We start from the raw sequence: 14,991 nt of genomic DNA on the forward strand, positions 1-14,991 counted from the left end.
CTTGAACAGGTGACGGGTTGTGCTGTAGTGGAGATAAGAGGCATAAGAGCCCAAGGCAAGAGGATGTGGATGACCCCCGGTATGCGCAAAACGACATTGCAACTGCGCGTGTGTGCCTGGGTCGCGGCGGCCCTTTTCGCTAGCGGATGCACACCAATCAACCGCTATCACGGCTTTACACCGTCTCAGGCAGAGCTTGCCGAAGTGCAGGTTGGCCAGACGACTCGCGACACCATCGTGTCCAATTTCGGACCGCCGACGTCGCAGGGCGTGCCCGGTGGCGATTCGTATTATTACGTTTCCAGCCAGTTCCGTCACTTTGGCGCATTTGCCCCGCAAGAGGTCAGCCGTGAGGTGCTTGCGATCCGTTTCACCCCGCAGGGTGTGGTGCGCAATGTGGAAAGGTTCACGCTGGAAGATGGGCAGGTCGTCGCACTTGACCGCCGCGTAACCGATGATGGCATCAATGATGTCACCGTACTTGGTCAATTGCTAAACAGTCTTGGCCGCATTGATGCGGGACAGCTCTTTGGCGGCGATAGCGAGCCAGAGTTTTAGAGGCTGGTCTAACGACCCTGCGGAGATCACCAGAAAATATGGCCCGCCCGGCATCTGGCCCGGGGACGGCCGTTGATTTGACCCCAAGCGGTATGCTTCACAGCCCCGACAAAGGTGGTGATGAACGCAGCCAGACATGTCATATTGATACACTATTGATTTAGTCTGTTCACCGGCGTAGCATCTTCAGGTTCTCAGGGCGGGGCGGAATTCCCCACCGGCGGTATGCCCTTCGGGGTGAGCCCGCGAGCGCCTTTGGCCGTTGGCCAAAGGGTCAAGCAGATCAGGTGAGAGGCCTGAGCCGACGGTCATAGTCCGGATGAAAGAGAGCGGGTGCATATTGCAGGCCTTGGCCTGTGGTCTGTCCTGTTTTGCCTTGGGTCAACGCAAGCAGGAAAGGACAGATGCGATGATCCAGACACAAATGAAAACCGAGGCCCTGATGGGGCCTGTCTATTTCGTGACAGCGGGCGCGCTGTTTGCAGGGGCAAACACGGCGGTGCAGGGGGCTGCAATGCGGTACGGTGTGCCCAGTCCCACCGTTGCTTTTTGGCAATATGCGATTGCCTTATTGGCTGTTCTGCCAATTGTCCGGGGGGTGTCGTGGCGGACCAACCGATTGCCTATGCATCTGCTGCGGGTTGGGCTTGCGGCAATCGGCGTGCAGCTTTGGGTGGCTGGCTTGGCGGTCGTTCCGATCTGGCAGGCGATTGCGCTGATCCTCTTGTCGCCTTTGTTTGTCACGCTTGGGGCGGGATTGTTTCTGCGCGAAACGCTTACCCCGACCCGCGTGCTGGCGGTGACCTTAGGGGGCATTGGCGGTGTGCTTATTCTGGCCCCGTGGGAAGATGCCTTTACATGGGCTGCGTTGCTGCCGGTCGGCGCCGCGGCCTTTTGGGGTGCGTCATCGCTGGTGGCAAAGCGCCTGACACTGACCGAAAGTGCCGAAAGCCTGACGCTCTATCTCTTGGTCCTGCTGGTGCCGGTCAACGGCTTGGGCCTTGTGGGGGCAGGGGCGTTCATACCGGGCGAAGCCCTTTGGCTTGTCGCACTGTCTGGGCTTCTGGTAGCGGGAGCGCAATATCTGCTGGTGCGTGCCTATGTGGTTGCAGATGCGGCCTATCTGCAACCGTTTGACCATCTGAAACTGCCGCTGAATGTGGGGCTGGGGCTGGTATTTTTCGGCTTTGCACCCCCCGGCCTGATGTGGGTCGGGGCCGGGGTGATTATTCTGGCCAGCGCATGGGTACTGCGGGACGAATCGCGCGAACGGTTTATTCCTCGGGTTCAAACGTGAGCGCAACACCATTGATGCAGTACCGCAGCCCGGTGGGTTGCGGGCCATCGGGAAAGACGTGGCCAAGGTGCGCCTCGCAGCGGTTGCAGTGAACTTCTGTGCGCTTCATGAAAAAGCTGCGATCCACCTTTTCCCCGACCATTTCGCTGTCGATGGGCTGATAAAAAGACGGCCAGCCGGTGCCGCTTTCGAATTTCGCATCCTGCTCGAACAGTGGCGCGCCGCAGCACACGCACATGTAAGTGCCGGGTTCCTTTGGGAAATTCTCATGGGTGCCCGCCCGTTCGGTGCCGTGCTTGCGGGTGACCTTGTAGGCCATGTCAGACAGTTGGGCGCGCCATTCGGCGTCGGATTTGACGATCTTGTCCATTGGTTTGGTTGTTCCTTTTCTACTTGCCCCGTAAGTTAGGGCGCAAAGCGGGTTTCGCCAAGGCAGCAACTCATGACATTTGCGTATCAGATGGGACGGTATCTTGCCCGGTTTGCCCACACGGCGGCAGAGGTGAAGGCCTGTCAGGCGCTGCGGCAGCGGTGCTTTTTCGGCAGTGACGGGTTCGATTGCGATCAGTTTGACGCGGCTGCCCGCCATCTGATCGTACAGGATGCGCACGGGCGCTGTGTTGCGACGGCGCGCTTGTTTGACTGGGCTGACGGGCCATCCGCGCAAGCCGGCTATGCGGCCCAATTCTATGATCTGTCAGCGTTGAGCGGTTGCCAGTCCCCCATGGTGGAACTTGGGCGAGTTTGCGTGGCCCCGGAGGTGATGGATGCGGATGTCTTGCGCACAGTCTGGGGCGCGCTGACGGGGCATGTGGACCGGACAAGGGCGACCATGTTGTTTGGCTGCACCAGTTTTGCGGGGGTTGATCCAGTACCCTATGGACAGGCCTTGGCCCGTCTTCAGCGCCGGCACCTTGGGCCCGCGCACTTGCGCCCGGCCAGGCTGCTGCCAAATTGTATCCGCTTCGCGGATGTTCCATCTTTGGGTCGCCAGCCCATGCCGCCGCTGTTGCGCACCTATCTGGCCATGGGCGGATGGGTCAGTGACCATGCAGTGATTGATGAACAGATGCAGACCTTGCATGTCTTTACCTGTCTTGAGGTCGCAAAAGTGCCCCACGCGCGCGCTCGTGCGCTGCGCGCCCTTGCGCCTGCAACCGCCCTGCCTTAGCAGGCGGGCATGGCACGTGCACCCTTACTCCAGATCTCTGACATCGCCCTGACTTTTGGCGGTGATCCCGTATTCAAAGACCTGTCTCTGGTTGTCCAACCCGGCGACCGTGTGGCGCTTGTCGGCCGCAATGGGTCAGGCAAATCCACCTTGATGAAAGTCATGGCCGGACTGGTGGAGCCGGACAGCGGCACCCGTGTTGTGTCGCCGGGTGTGACCGTCGGCTATATGGAGCAGGACCCCACCATGGAAGGCTTTGCGACCCTTGGTGACTATGCCGCCAGCGGTCTGGATGTTGATGAGGCCTATAAGGTTGATATGGTTGCCGAGGGCCTGAAATTTGACCCCGCTGGCGCTGTGGCGACTGCATCTGGCGGCGAGCGTCGCCGTGCGGCCCTTGCGAAACTCATGGCCGAGGCCCCCGAACTGATGTTGCTGGACGAACCTACCAACCATCTGGATATCGAGGCGATTGCGTGGCTTGAAAACGAACTCAAACAGACCCGCGCCGCCTTTGTCCTGATTTCCCACGACCGCGCATTTCTGCGTGCGCTGACGCGTGCGACACTGTGGATCGACCGGGGCGCTGTGCGCCGCGCCGAACAGGGCTTTGACCGGTTTGAGGAATGGCGCGACAAGGTCTGGGAAGAAGAGGACCAGCAGCGTCACAAGCTGAACCGCAAGATCAAGGCAGAGGCGCGTTGGGCGGTCGAGGGAATTTCCGCCCGCCGGACCCGCAATCAGGGCCGGTTGCGCGCATTGCAGGATTTGCGTGCAGAAAAGGCCAGTCAGATCAAACGTCAGGGTACGGCTGCGATGGCGTTTGACGGTGGCGCCACTTCCGGCAAAAAGGTGATCGAGGCTTTCGGCCTGACGAAATCCTTTGACGGCAAGAGCATTGTCAAGAACTTCGACCTGACTGTGCAGCGAGGCGACCGGATTGCCTTTGTCGGCCCAAACGGCGTTGGGAAAACCACACTTATCAAGATGTTACTGGGTCAAGTTGAACCGGATGCAGGGTCGGTGAAACTGGGCACCAATCTGGATATCGCCGTGTTCGATCAGACCCGTGCAGCCCTGAATCCTGATATGTCCTTATGGGAAAATCTGGCGAACGATCCAGAACTTGGCGTGTCCGGCAAGTCCGATCAGATCATGGTACGCGGCGCCCCGAAACATGTGGTGGGCTACCTCAAGGAATTTCTGTTTGACGAGGCGCAGGCGCGTGCGCCAGTCCGGTCGCTGTCAGGAGGGGAAAAGGCCCGCCTGTTGTTGGCCCGGCTGATGGCGCGGGAAAGCAATCTGCTGGTGTTGGATGAGCCGACCAACGATCTGGATATCGAAACCCTTGATCTTTTGCAGGATATTCTGGGCGATTATGATGGGACGGTACTGCTGGTCAGCCACGATCGCGACTTTCTGGACCGCGTGGCCACGACGACAATCGCGATGGAGGGCAACGGACAGGCCGTTGTCTACGCCGGCGGCTGGACCGATTACCGTGCGCAACGCGGCGGTGACTTCACCGAGGCATCTGTGGCCAGCAAGCCACTGGCAAAAAAGGAAAAACAGGTCGAAAAGAAAGCCGCCAGCGGCCTGTCGTTTACTGAAAAACACCGGTTGGAGGCCTTGCCTGGCATCATCGACACGCTGACCTCAGAAATCGCCAAACTTGAAGAGTTGATGTCAGACCCCGAACTATTCACCAAGCAACCTGTGAAGTTCCAGAAGGCCATGGATGCATTGGTCGCACGGCAGTCCGCGCTATCCGATGCCGAAGAAGAATGGCTGATGCTGGAAGAAAAAGCCGCCGAATAGTTCAAAAGCGGGCAGGGTTCCATCAAACCCGTCGGAACGTTTCGGGGTAGTCCAGAACGAGGCCGAACGCGTCGATCTGCAATTCTGCTGTGAAGCCGCGGAACAGGCCTTCGTAACGATATGTCTGGCCCATTTCGATGCAGGTATAGCGTTGTCGGGCTGCTGTTGGCGTGAATGTCCCCGTGACCTGACTGGGTAAAGGCACATAGGCGGCAACAATATCGCAACTCTCGCCGGGTTTCAGCCCCAGCCGCTTGATCGGTAGCGTGTTCGTTGCTGGTGTCACGCCAATGTCAACATCGATGCATCCCTTCAAATCCGGAAGCGGTGCATCAGCCAGAAGATCATACCACTCTCCTTCGCCATTGGCTTCAATGTGTAGGACAGGACCACCGATATATTGAACGCGCACCTCTGAGGTGTGGAACATCGTGTCGGTGCGCACGACATAATAGGCTCCGTATTCGGTCTCTCTTGCGCCCGCGACGACACCGCTCAGGGTCAAGCCCTCATCATCCAGCGTGGCGTTGCAATGCTCTAACCCATTGCCCATCCATGGTTTCCACCGCACGTCTGTTTTCATTGTGGTGCCCCGAATTGCAGGTTTGAGCAATCCTGCGCTGAAAGAACCCCCGCACGCAATGGGCCGGAATTAAAGACCTGCATTTTCCAAGAGACCGATTTGCAGGGCTCAAACAGGAGAGTGATTCACCGTTTGTAAGTGACATTCGCCTATGAGCCTAAGAAGAACAGGGCCAATATGAGGTACACGCAAATGTATGGTATGGTAAATCATGGGATCCAAAGTCTTATCGAAGAGAACTTTGGCACCGATGACTGGGTGCAAATTTGCGAAAAGGCCGGTATCGAAACAGATCATTTCGAAGGTTTGCTGTCATATCCTGACGAAATTACCTATACTTTGGTTGATATTATCTCAAAACGTTACGAGATGGGCACCGATGAGGTGCTTCGGGTTTTCGGCGAATATTGGATTCAATTTTCGTCCGATAGCAGCATTGCCCGGCTGCTCAAGATTTCCAAAAAGAACTCGTTGCAGGAAAACCTTGAAGCTTTGAACGACATGCATGACCGCATCAAACTGTCTTTGCCGCATCTCAGACCCCCCTATTTCGACTATGAAAAAGGTGAGGATGGCGTCGATAAGCTGCACTATGGCAGTGAGCGCGAGGGGATGGAACCGATGGTGATCGGCCTGATCTACGGTTTGGCAAAAGAAACCGGGGAAAGGGTAGAAGTTTCAATCGACCCGAGACCTGCGTATGACGACATAAGAACGACTTTTTCACTGCGCTATGTCAGTGGGATATGGCAAAAATGAGGGACCCGCTGCCAAGGGCAATCCTGGAGAGTCTTTGTCCTTGTGCCGCAGTCTTTGATGCTGATGGTACTATTCTGCATAGCGGTCCAACGCTTGAAAAGGCATATGGTGAACCACTGGCGGGCAAAAACCTGCTGGATATATTCAAGGTCACGGCTCCGCGGGCACTGAGCAAGACCAAGGACTTCAAGAGATTCCTGACCCGCAAGATTTCAGTGACCCTCATGCGGCCTGATGGCGATCATAGAATTGCCTTTCGGTCGCAATTTATCTCGATCAGCGATGACGACCGGACTTTTATCGTAAACTGCTCGTTCGGGCAAAGCTTGCTGAGCTCGGTCGAAATTCTTGATCTGGAGGAGGGGAATTTTTCCTTTGCCGATCCATCCATGGATCTGTTCAATTCGCTGTCGGTTCAGCAGGAACTGATCACTGAGCATCAGCATCTCACAGAAAAGCTGAAGTCCGCCAAACAATCGGCGGAACGCCGTGCGAATACCGACCCGCTCACTGATTTGCCAAACAGGCGGGCGTTTTCCGACCATGCCGAAAGAATGCTCAGATCGCAAAAGCAAGACGGGAAGGCCCTGGCATTCCTGCTCATCGATCTTGATAAGTTCAAACAGGTCAACGACATGTTCGGCCATGCTGCGGGCGACTTTGTTCTGAAGGCAGCAACCAACGTTCTGCGCAGCGCGTTTGGTGACAATGGCTTCGTCGCCCGGCTCAGCAGTGATGAGTTCATAGCGCTCATAACTGGCAAAGATGTGCTGGCAGAGGCCGAGAAATTATCGTTTTCCATTATCTCACAGATATCGGAGCCCATCAAATACGAGAGTAGCAGGGTCCAGATCGGTGCAAGCATCGGGATAACCACGGCCTGTCCAGGACAGACGAAATCGCTTGATCAGCTTCTGTTGGAGGCTGATCTCGCCCTTTTTGAAGCAAAGGAAGGCGGGCGACTGCGAAGTCAGGTTTATGATGCACGACTTGGAAGAAAATATGCCCTGATGGGCAGGCTGACCCGTGAAATGGAACCTGCGCTCGCAGCCGGAGAGTTTGTACCTTTCTTTCAGCCCCAGATTGAACCCGCGACCGGCCGGTTGACAGGTGCTGAGGTTCTGGTGCGCTGGCTGCATCCCCAGTTGGGCCTGCTGAACCCTGTGGAGTTCATATTCGTGGCCGAAAGAAACCGGATGATGGGGCGCATTGATCATGAGGTGCGGAAGTTGGCGCTTGATACGTTCAAGAAATGGCAGCGCTATGGTCTGCAACTGGACCAGATGTCCTTTAATTTGACGGCTGAAAAACTTGGCGACAAGACGTTCGTGGACGAGATCATGCGCGATATTGAACAAAGAAAGATCAAGCCATCCCAAATCTGTTTTGAGCTTCTTGAGTCGATTCTCATTGACGGCGCTAACGCGCCTGTTCTTGAGGGTGCCGCCGATCTTTCCTTTGCAGGGTTCAAACTGGCGCTTGATGATTTCGGGACTGGCCATGCCTCTATCGCGTCTTTGATTTCAGTTCCGGTGGATACCGTCAAAATCGATCGTTCCTTTATCAACGGTCTGCACTCAAGCAAGCGCATCCGCAGTATGACCAAAGCGATCATTGGCCTTTGCCAGCAACTGAGGCTCAAGATCGTTGCCGAAGGTGTCGAAGATGTCAGGGACTTGCAGCTTGTTCAGGAAATGGGCTGTGACTATGTGCAGGGGTATTATTTCGCAAAACCGATGAGTTCCAATGATTTCTGGGATTGGGCACAGTCACGACAGATCGAAGCATGCAATGTTAGGTGACAACGATCGCGCAGGATCGGAGAGTTTCGCTTCAACATCTCTCAAGTGATCTGACTGAACAGATATGGCGAGACATCCACGCAACGAATCCTGCAGGCTTTGAAGCAAACGCGTTAACCTTTCGGGCCAAATGACGATCATCAGCGCCCGTGCCCGCTTTGATAAAAATACCACCAATGGCAATAAAGGGCGTATTTGCTCCACATTGACGACTAGAGAGCGTCACAAATGCAGGTTAACACGTTGGCCCAAGTCCGATAGGATCAAATGGTTAACGGGGAGTATCAATATGAGGCCATCGCTTATTGCTGTTGTCTTGCTTTTGACAGCGCTGGCGTTTTTCGCGGCCTTCCGGTTTTTGCCTGCTGGCATTGACCGCCAGATTGCGGCAACCTCGACAGAGCTTCGCGCAGAATTTGACGCGTCACGCGCAGAGTTGGTCGCGCAAACACGCGCCCTTGAAGACAAGATTGCTGATCTTGAAAGTCGTAACAGCACGTTGACTGACGCGAATGCGCAAAACAGCGATACGGAACTTGCAGCACTTCAAGCCGCGTTTGATGCCGAAAAGCTGGCGCTAGAGGCGGAAAATGCCGCGCTTGAAGCGTCCAATGCGGAACTGGCTTCGTTCGACAAGGCTGCTTATCTGGAAGCCGCGACGGCAGCCTTTGCCGATCAGAAGTTGGGTCTCGAAACCAAAATCGCAGAACTGGAAGCCCGTAATCAGGAATTGGCCGCAGCAAACACCGCACGGGTTGTTGGAGATGAGGCCGCTTTGCAGGCGGCGTTTGCCGACGAGAAGGCGGTTCTTGAAGAGCGTATCACGGACCTGCTTGCTGCGAACGACGCCTTGTCAGCGCAAAGCGCCGCCGATCTTGCGGCAGCCAAAGCTGCTTTGATGGAACAGAAAACGGCGCTTGAGGCCGAGATTGCAGCGCTAAAGACGCAAAACGAAGAGTTGTTGGCGGCGGGCACGACGGCGCAGGCTGCACGGAACGCGCTAGAGAGCGAACTTGCACAGGTGCGCGCGCAACTTGACGCAGCGAATGCAGAACGCGCGTCGCTGGTCGAGACAACCGCAAAATTGTCCGCGCAGGTATCAGATCTTGAATCGCAGTTGGCCAGCCAGCAAAGCGAAACGGTCGAAACCGCCAACTCGGCGGTCGAGGGCGAATTGGCAGAGGCTCGCAGCGCGCTGGCAGAGTCCAATGCAACCATCGAAACGCTGAATGGTATTATCCTTGGCATCGATGTCGAACAAAAAGAAGCGCAAGCGGAAATAGCAGCGCTTCAGTCGCGCATCTCCGAGTTGGAGGGCGGCGCTGTGGCAGCATCAACCGACGCCGACAGCGCACTGGCAGAGTTGCAGGCCACCCTGTCTGAAAGAACGCAAGCGCTCGCAGCGGCTGAGGAACGTGTTGCAGCATTGACAGAAGAGGCAGAAATTCAGGACCTGACGGTGACGGTCCTGATGGGCCGCATCAATGATGTTGAAAGCGAAATCGCGACCCTGCAATCGGCGACTGTTGTTACGGGCGCAAACACGCCTGCGCAAGACGTCGCAGCCGCACAGACGCTGGAGAGCTGCATAGCAGGCACTGCCGCCATTTTTGGCGAAGAGAAAACGGGCTTTGAAATGGGCACATCTACAATTCTTGCGAATTCTGAACCCGCGCTTGTGGCCTTGTCTGAGCTTGCCGTTCAATGCATTGATGCGGGTCTGGATCTTGCCATCGGTGGCCACACCGATAGCCAGGGCGGCGAGGCAATAAATCAAACACTCAGTGAAGCACGCGCGCGGTCAGTTCAGGAATTTCTTGTTGCGCGTGGTGTGCCCGCTGAGGCTTTGAGCACGACTGGCTACGGCGAAACTGTGCCAATTGCTGACAATGCCACCAGTGAAGGCCGCGCCCAAAACCGCCGGATAACATTCGAATGGCTTCGGCGTTAGAAAGAAACAAACCCCAACTTGATATCGTTTGGAAATGACTATGTCCGTTCTTCTAATCCAGATACTATTTTTCATGACCTGCACGTTCGTGTTGGGGCTTATGCTTGGTTATCTCTTGTGGCGCTTCGGAACGGCTCAGAAAATCGCATCAATGTCTTCTGACCTGAAGTTCTGGAGAGATAATCTGGAACAATCACGGATCGAACGCGAAGTTGAAATCAGAAGGATTGAGGAACTCACCAGAGAGAGGGCTATTCTTAAGAAACGGCTCGCGTCCCAGTCTTCGTGACATGAAACAGATGTGGTGAAGCCTGCGCATATTGATCGAGCCGGATAATTCAGGAGCGGTCCACATCCGGAGGCCGCTCTGACAGCTGCATAATTTCAAAGGTTGGCGGGCATCTGCCTTAACTTGGGGCGCAGCACGGACGGCTTGCCAGCAGCACCCTGAAGAGGCCGTACAAGAAACCCTGCGGCGATCACATCCGGAAATCCCTGGCCCGCTTGCCCGACAGTTATGATCGTTTGTCGGTGCTTGTGAGGTCCTTTCAGGCGCGTCGCAAGAGCGCAAATGCGCTGATGACCGACGGCGGGTCGGTGTAGACCAGTGATGTTCATTTGGGCTTCTCCTGCCGCTTCGATCTTAGGTTGAAAGTGCACCTTGTCTGAAATTGACAGCTCACCGGGCACGGCAATGCTGAACCGATCAGGCAGACTTGTGACCACGCAGCGGTTTCATTGTGAAAATTTGCTTTGATTGTTTGCGGTTAGATGGGTTTCCGCGTGCTGTTTGATCACACGTGTGACGCATCTTGCAGTGTCGCTCCAAGTTGGCAGGCTTTGCGACAGGTTGCGCGCCTTTGCGCGTAACACTTGCCGGTCCTGTGCATTGGTCAGAAGCTGCCTGAGGCCTGCGGCGAATGCGTTTGCGTCGTCTGGCGCGACAAGCAGCCCGGCATCCTGCACCGTATCGGCCACCGCGCCCGCGCCACAACTGATGATCGGCAGGCCGTTCAGCATCGCTTCGCTCAGGACCATGCCATACCCTTCGTAGCGGGTCGCCAGCGCAAATATTGATCCTCCCCCACTGAATTGGTCCGCCCGTATAGTTAGGAAACGGAGGATCGAATATGGGAATCAAGTGACACAAACCTGAAGAGATTGTCACGAAGTTACAGCACGTCTGTTTGCGATGCTGTCCTCGGTTGCAATGTAAGTCAGGGAATGGATGGCATAGCCGTGATCCGCCATCAGCATCGTTATATTCTCGATCCCCTTGATGGTCATCGCAACCGGCAAATCGGTTGCCCAGCAGAGCAGGCAATCGACTTGACCAGTGACAAGCGGGGCAGGGTCGTCCTGTGTCGAAACGATCTCGATCTGGTTGATATCGATGTGATTGAGCGTGCAAAGCGCCCGTAGAATCGGGGTTTTGAAAACTGCCATGCCGATCCTTTTGCCAATAAGGTCTGCAGGCGTGTTGACCGGGTTTGCAGCCAGTGACGCAATTTCAAAGGGGTTCTTTTGCATCGCGCCCGCGATGATCTTGAAGGGCGCAGCCTGTGCGACCGCCGCGGCAATATAGTCGGCAGCGGAAATGCCCATTAGAGCCGTGCCCGACACCACAGGGGGATCAACCGGGGCGTTTGGGCCGTCTTGTATCAGTGAAACATCCAGCGCTTCTGCATCCCGGTATCCTTTGCGTGCGGCAATATATCTGCCACCGAACTGCACCGAATTCAGCCACGACAGTTGGGAATTCACTGTGCTGTGCGCGTCTGCAAGCAGCGGGGTTGCCCCAACCGCTGCGGCGCCCGTTGCCAGGAATTGACGTCGGTTTGGGAAGAGTGATGCATTCATTTTGAATTCCGTTCCATGGTTGTGTCACTTTGAAAAATTGGAAATCTGATCATGAAGAACGGGCGGGCAGGGCGGCGATTGTCATGATCGCCCCGTAAGCGATACCCATTGCGATCCCAACTGACGGCGTCGCACCTGTCGGCGGGAATAAAACGGCGGCCGCCCCTTCGCGCCAGCCCCAGCCCGCCACAGAAAGCGGAACCAGCATGGCACTCAGCACCAGCAGCAGCAGCGTCAGCCATGTGTCGGGGGGGGCAGGACCGTTCCGGTCGCTCGCGCACAGGCGTAAAGGCTGAAAACCAACAGCCCGGCAATAGCACCTGACAAAAGCAGCAGACGTCGCTGCCGGGTCAGGCCCAGAACAAGCTGCAAGAACCGACCCATCGGCGTGTCGCGCCATGAAATGATAACGCACACGGACAGGCCAGCGGCCAGCCCGGCAATTGCGGCCCACGTCCATACAGGCCACGCGATCCCGCCGGGCAGGATCATCGCCACCCCCAAGGCGCTGGCCATCATCACAAAGATTGTTCTCTGCCCAAGCAGACGTTCGGCGGCAACAGATTGTGCTGTCCGGACATATCGCCTTTCTGCCGCAGACGCACCGCCCGCCCGACGTCACGAACGACGCCACCCGGCAAGATCAGATTGACCAGTTGCGGGATGTAATATTCGGCCACAGCATGACGGTAGCCCAGCTCAATCGAGAGCGCATGTGCCGTCAGTTGCCAGCGCCGCGCCATCAAGAAGGTGAGCAGCGTCAGCGTAGCAAAGGCGTCAGCCAGCCAGCCGATTTCGGCACCTTGCAGATGCGTCATGACGTGTTGGGCACCAGCCAGCCACAGAACAATCGCCAACAGGCCAGCCGAAACAGCGAATTTAAGCGCATGAAGCGTCATTGCTCCGACACCTCGGCCAGAACTTTGCGGGAGCTGAAGGTTTCCAGAAACCGATTTCGGAATTTGTCCATCCGCAGGGCAGGCAAATCAGCGGCCGGGATCAGCCCGGCGGTCCACTCCCAATTGTTGATCCGCTCTATGACCGCCTGCGGTCCGATCATATGGACAGGCACGTCGCGGTTGTCGCTGCCTGCAACGAAATCTGCGGCTTGATGATCCCCGATGATCAGCACCAGTGGCGCGTTATCGCCCGGCCGCGCGACATGTGTCAGTGTGGCCTGCAGGGTATAATCAATCGCCAGCCGGTCTTGGTCGCGCACGTTGTTATAGTCTTTCCAAAGCTCGCGCGGGGTCGGACCTGCCGCCGCCATCGGACTAAAGATCGTGCCGTCACCGACTTGGTCCCATGGCGCCATGTCAGGGATCGGGACCCAAGGGGCATGGGATGAGATCAGGGCGATCTGGATGAAATCCGGGAGCGGATCAGGGGGCAGCAGGTCGGCGTAGGCTGCAAGGGTGAATTGATCGGGCATTGTCACCCAGTTTAACCGCGCGCCGCAAAAGGGGATATCGGCAGCCGGAAAAACCAGATCAAAACCCATTTTGCTGCTTTCGGGCCACCCCAATGTTATCGCTGGCATAATCGCGGCGGTCTGAAACCCGGCATCACGGGCAAAATGAAACAGCAGGGCCGATATTTACACCACGCAAATGGTTTTGCGCCGCGTACTTGGTGGCAATACGCCCCTCAGTTTGGGGATGAACAACCCTGTGATCACAAATGCATAACGCATAAATCCCAGTATCAGGACCTCTGGGCCTGTTTGTCCGGACCGCATGATAATGAGCGACAGGACGTCACCGAACAGCGCAGCGGCTTCCATATCAAACCGCGCTCCGAAGTCCGAGGTATGGCCCGTGCGGCGCGCCAGCCAGCCATCCAGCCTGTCCATTGCAAAGGCGAAACCGCGCCACGGCCGCCCTTCGTTCAAGTCCCCCAGCAGTATTGTCTGCGTAAATACTGCCTGACAATCCGCATCTGGATAATGCGCAAAGGTTGCGACAATGAAAGTTGCGACAATGAAAGATGTGTCGAAATGACCCGGAAACGGCGGGCCTGGTCGGCCAGTTCAAGCGCGATCGCCCTCCTGTGGCAATGCCCGGGCAGGTCGATCACATCTGCGTGCGTCGTGGTGAAACGGGGATACGTGAACAGGTTTGTGCCTAAAAACCCATCACTTACGGAGCCCCGTCGCAGCTTTGGGTCGGCATGAGCGGAGGTCAGTCCGGTCATGCCGACAATCTTTTCCATGTCAAAGATGCGTCCGTGTGGTCTTCATTCGCCGTCGGCCTCTTGCAGGGATAATATATCGGGACCATGCGGCATGATCGCGCTGTCGATGGCCGCGACAATGCGTTCTGGATCAATCCGTCCATCGGCCCCCCGCGCGCGGTGTACGTTTCATGTCGCACATGTCATCTGTTGGCTGGTCACGTCTCGTTCCATCTTTGCGCCGTTTCGAAACTGGTCGCACTGGCGCCATATGAAAGCTGTGCTAGGTTGAACTATCATCCAAAAGAGATTTACCAACCCTCTTCAGGAGACTGACACGCTTCGAGCGCTGTCCCATTGCTTTGGTGCTTTTTGGCGCAAATGGCGCTTGCGCCGACCCGGCCCGCTAGCCGACCCGGCCCGCGATGAGTTGGATCCAGACCACATAACCGTCATGTTCACTGTGGCGCACCTCGGATATGCAGATACGCTTGGCATCTTTCGTGACGTCACCAGCAGTTTCACCTACGATATGGACACGCAGGAATTGAGTGATGTGCAGGTGTCGATTCAGTCCGACATTATGAACAGTTTTCACGCCGGCCGCGACAGACTTGTCAAAAGCAAAGACTTCCTGAATGTCTCGGCGCATCCGCAAATCACCTTTGTCGCCGATGGCGGCACACCGACGAGCGATACATCAGGGCAGGTGACAGGTTTTCTGACCATATTGGGCCAAACCATGACCTTCACGCTGGATGTGCAGTTGAACAAAGCGGCAGTTTATCCCTTCGGCCACAAACGGTTTGTTCTGGGTCTTTCGATTGATGCCACGCTGGACCGCAGTACCTACGGGATGACCTACGGCGTCAATAATGGTCTGGTCGGTGATACGGTTGCGGTGCGGATCGAAACCGAAACCGAAACCATGCAGAGGGACTGACGCGCTGAATTGGTTGGGCCGCATCGCCTCTCAAAAGCGGCCATCCTGACCGTTTTGATATCGCCTGATTAATCATG

The 14,991-nt window shown here is 56.3% G+C and carries 17 protein-coding genes, 1 pseudogene and 1 riboswitch; of the genes and pseudogenes, 8 read left to right on the forward strand and 10 right to left on the reverse strand.

The window, feature by feature from the left end; genetic code table 11:
- The first annotated feature begins 69 nt into the window (after nucleotides 1-69).
- Nucleotides 70-558, forward strand: a complete 489-nt coding sequence (locus tag C8N45_RS04030) for an outer membrane protein assembly factor BamE (RefSeq protein ID WP_108384879.1) — start codon at nucleotides 70-72, stop codon at nucleotides 556-558.
- A gap of 186 nt (nucleotides 559-744) precedes the next feature.
- Nucleotides 745-893: riboswitch (FMN riboswitch) on the forward strand.
- A 74-nt stretch (nucleotides 894-967) separates the two neighbouring features.
- Nucleotides 968-1,855 (forward strand): DMT family transporter, encoded by an 888-nt coding sequence (locus C8N45_RS04035; RefSeq protein ID WP_108385157.1) that lies wholly within the window; start codon nucleotides 968-970, stop codon nucleotides 1,853-1,855.
- Here C8N45_RS04035 and msrB read toward each other — a convergent pair.
- Nucleotides 1,833-2,225, reverse strand: coding sequence for a peptide-methionine (R)-S-oxide reductase MsrB (gene msrB / locus C8N45_RS04040; RefSeq protein ID WP_108384880.1), 393 nt, complete (start codon nucleotides 2,223-2,225; stop codon nucleotides 1,833-1,835). The two genes, C8N45_RS04035 and msrB, sit on opposite strands and share 23 nt — an antisense overlap.
- Before the next feature lie 72 nt (nucleotides 2,226-2,297).
- On the opposite strand from msrB, the gene C8N45_RS04045 reads away from it, so the two are divergent.
- The gene (locus C8N45_RS04045) at nucleotides 2,298-3,026 is read left to right on the forward strand and encodes a GNAT family N-acetyltransferase (protein WP_108384881.1); all 729 of its coding nucleotides are present in this window, start codon (nucleotides 2,298-2,300) and stop codon (nucleotides 3,024-3,026) included.
- A gap of 9 nt (nucleotides 3,027-3,035) precedes the next feature.
- A complete protein-coding gene (locus C8N45_RS04050) occupies nucleotides 3,036-4,844 on the forward strand; it encodes an ABC-F family ATP-binding cassette domain-containing protein (RefSeq protein WP_108384882.1) in 1,809 nt (602 codons plus the stop codon).
- 22 nt (nucleotides 4,845-4,866) lie between these two features.
- Here C8N45_RS04050 and C8N45_RS04055 read toward each other — a convergent pair whose 3' ends face one another.
- Entirely contained in the window at nucleotides 4,867-5,427 is a 561-nt protein-coding gene (locus tag C8N45_RS04055) for a putative glycolipid-binding domain-containing protein (protein WP_108384883.1), read from the reverse strand.
- A 138-nt stretch (nucleotides 5,428-5,565) separates the two neighbouring features.
- On the opposite strand from C8N45_RS04055, the gene C8N45_RS04060 reads away from it, so the two are divergent.
- The 3 genes from C8N45_RS04060 (at nucleotide 5,566) to C8N45_RS04070 (ending at nucleotide 9,939) form a co-directional block, all read left to right on the forward strand.
- Nucleotides 5,566-6,186, forward strand: a complete 621-nt coding sequence (locus C8N45_RS04060; RefSeq protein WP_133175933.1) for a heme NO-binding domain-containing protein — start codon at nucleotides 5,566-5,568, stop codon at nucleotides 6,184-6,186.
- Nucleotides 6,183-7,988, forward strand: a complete 1,806-nt coding sequence (locus C8N45_RS04065) for a putative bifunctional diguanylate cyclase/phosphodiesterase (protein WP_168769391.1) — start codon at nucleotides 6,183-6,185, stop codon at nucleotides 7,986-7,988. The genes C8N45_RS04060 and C8N45_RS04065 overlap by 4 nt, the downstream gene beginning before the upstream one ends.
- Before the next feature lie 289 nt (nucleotides 7,989-8,277).
- On the forward strand, nucleotides 8,278-9,939 hold the full coding sequence (locus tag C8N45_RS04070; RefSeq protein ID WP_168769392.1) for an OmpA family protein: 1,662 nt from the start codon (nucleotides 8,278-8,280) through the stop codon (nucleotides 9,937-9,939).
- Between the two features lie 735 nt (nucleotides 9,940-10,674).
- On the opposite strand, the gene C8N45_RS04085 is transcribed toward C8N45_RS04070, so the two are convergent.
- The 8 genes and pseudogenes from C8N45_RS04085 to C8N45_RS04115 all read right to left on the reverse strand — a co-directional run bounded on the left by C8N45_RS04085 (nucleotide 10,675) and on the right by C8N45_RS04115 (nucleotide 14,010).
- A complete protein-coding gene (locus C8N45_RS04085; RefSeq protein ID WP_309498559.1) occupies nucleotides 10,675-11,064 on the reverse strand; it encodes a glycosyltransferase in 390 nt (129 codons plus the stop codon).
- A gap of 51 nt (nucleotides 11,065-11,115) precedes the next feature.
- Nucleotides 11,116-11,799: pseudogene (locus C8N45_RS04090) on the reverse strand (ABC transporter substrate-binding protein); the annotation flags it as partial.
- A gap of 49 nt (nucleotides 11,800-11,848) precedes the next feature.
- Nucleotides 11,849-12,007: a hypothetical protein gene (locus C8N45_RS23130; RefSeq protein ID WP_168769393.1), complete on the reverse strand. Its 159-nt coding sequence runs from the start codon at nucleotides 12,005-12,007 to the stop codon at nucleotides 11,849-11,851.
- Nucleotides 12,008-12,033: 26 nt separating this feature from the next.
- On the reverse strand, nucleotides 12,034-12,318 hold the full coding sequence (locus C8N45_RS04095) for a hypothetical protein (protein WP_108384891.1): 285 nt from the start codon (nucleotides 12,316-12,318) through the stop codon (nucleotides 12,034-12,036).
- A complete protein-coding gene (locus C8N45_RS04100) occupies nucleotides 12,318-12,698 on the reverse strand; it encodes a lysylphosphatidylglycerol synthase domain-containing protein (protein WP_108384892.1) in 381 nt (126 codons plus the stop codon). Before C8N45_RS04100 ends, C8N45_RS04095 begins: the two co-directional genes overlap by 1 nt.
- On the reverse strand, nucleotides 12,695-13,300 hold the full coding sequence (locus C8N45_RS04105) for a hypothetical protein (protein WP_133175934.1): 606 nt from the start codon (nucleotides 13,298-13,300) through the stop codon (nucleotides 12,695-12,697). Before C8N45_RS04105 ends, C8N45_RS04100 begins: the two co-directional genes overlap by 4 nt.
- 96 nt (nucleotides 13,301-13,396) lie before the next feature.
- Nucleotides 13,397-13,690 (reverse strand): CDP-alcohol phosphatidyltransferase family protein, encoded by a 294-nt coding sequence (locus tag C8N45_RS04110; protein ID WP_309498503.1) that lies wholly within the window; start codon nucleotides 13,688-13,690, stop codon nucleotides 13,397-13,399.
- Entirely contained in the window at nucleotides 13,687-14,010 is a 324-nt protein-coding gene (locus C8N45_RS04115; RefSeq protein ID WP_108384895.1) for a hypothetical protein, read from the reverse strand. Before C8N45_RS04115 ends, C8N45_RS04110 begins: the two co-directional genes overlap by 4 nt.
- 349 nt (nucleotides 14,011-14,359) lie before the next feature.
- Here C8N45_RS04115 and C8N45_RS04120 point away from each other — a divergent pair, with 349 nt between their 5' ends.
- Nucleotides 14,360-14,914 carry a YceI family protein gene (locus tag C8N45_RS04120; RefSeq protein ID WP_245882537.1) on the forward strand — a complete coding sequence of 185 codons (555 nt, stop codon included), beginning with the start codon at nucleotides 14,360-14,362 and terminating at the stop codon, nucleotides 14,912-14,914.
- The last annotated feature ends 77 nt before the right edge of the window (nucleotides 14,915-14,991 follow it).

It is taken from the genome of Yoonia sediminilitoris (genome assembly GCF_003058085.1).
Lineage (GTDB): Bacteria > Pseudomonadota > Alphaproteobacteria > Rhodobacterales > Rhodobacteraceae > Yoonia > Yoonia sediminilitoris.

Bases quoted from the DNA above. Each gene is read 5' to 3' on its own strand.
- msrB (WP_108384880.1), bottom strand. From the start codon at position 2,225: ATGGACAAGATCGTCAAATCCGACGCCGAATGGCGCGCCCAACTGTCT.
- C8N45_RS23130 (WP_168769393.1), bottom strand. From the start codon at position 12,007: ATGCTGGTTCCGCTTTCTGTGGCGGGCTGGGGCTGGCGCGAAGGGGCG.
- C8N45_RS04115 (WP_108384895.1), bottom strand. From the start codon at position 14,010: ATGGAAAAGATTGTCGGCATGACCGGACTGACCTCCGCTCATGCCGAC.
- C8N45_RS04070 (WP_168769392.1), top strand. From the start codon at position 8,278: ATGAGGCCATCGCTTATTGCTGTTGTCTTGCTTTTGACAGCGCTGGCG.
- C8N45_RS04050 (WP_108384882.1), top strand. From the start codon at position 3,036: ATGGCACGTGCACCCTTACTCCAGATCTCTGACATCGCCCTGACTTTT.
- C8N45_RS04055 (WP_108384883.1), bottom strand. From the start codon at position 5,427: ATGAAAACAGACGTGCGGTGGAAACCATGGATGGGCAATGGGTTAGAG.
- C8N45_RS04065 (WP_168769391.1), top strand. From the start codon at position 6,183: ATGAGGGACCCGCTGCCAAGGGCAATCCTGGAGAGTCTTTGTCCTTGT.
- C8N45_RS04030 (WP_108384879.1), top strand. From the start codon at position 70: ATGACCCCCGGTATGCGCAAAACGACATTGCAACTGCGCGTGTGTGCC.
- C8N45_RS04105 (WP_133175934.1), bottom strand. From the start codon at position 13,300: ATGGGTTTTGATCTGGTTTTTCCGGCTGCCGATATCCCCTTTTGCGGC.
- C8N45_RS04095 (WP_108384891.1), bottom strand. From the start codon at position 12,318: ATGATGGCCAGCGCCTTGGGGGTGGCGATGATCCTGCCCGGCGGGATC.
- C8N45_RS04100 (WP_108384892.1), bottom strand. From the start codon at position 12,698: ATGACGCTTCATGCGCTTAAATTCGCTGTTTCGGCTGGCCTGTTGGCG.
- C8N45_RS04045 (WP_108384881.1), top strand. From the start codon at position 2,298: ATGACATTTGCGTATCAGATGGGACGGTATCTTGCCCGGTTTGCCCAC.
- C8N45_RS04035 (WP_108385157.1), top strand. From the start codon at position 968: ATGATCCAGACACAAATGAAAACCGAGGCCCTGATGGGGCCTGTCTAT.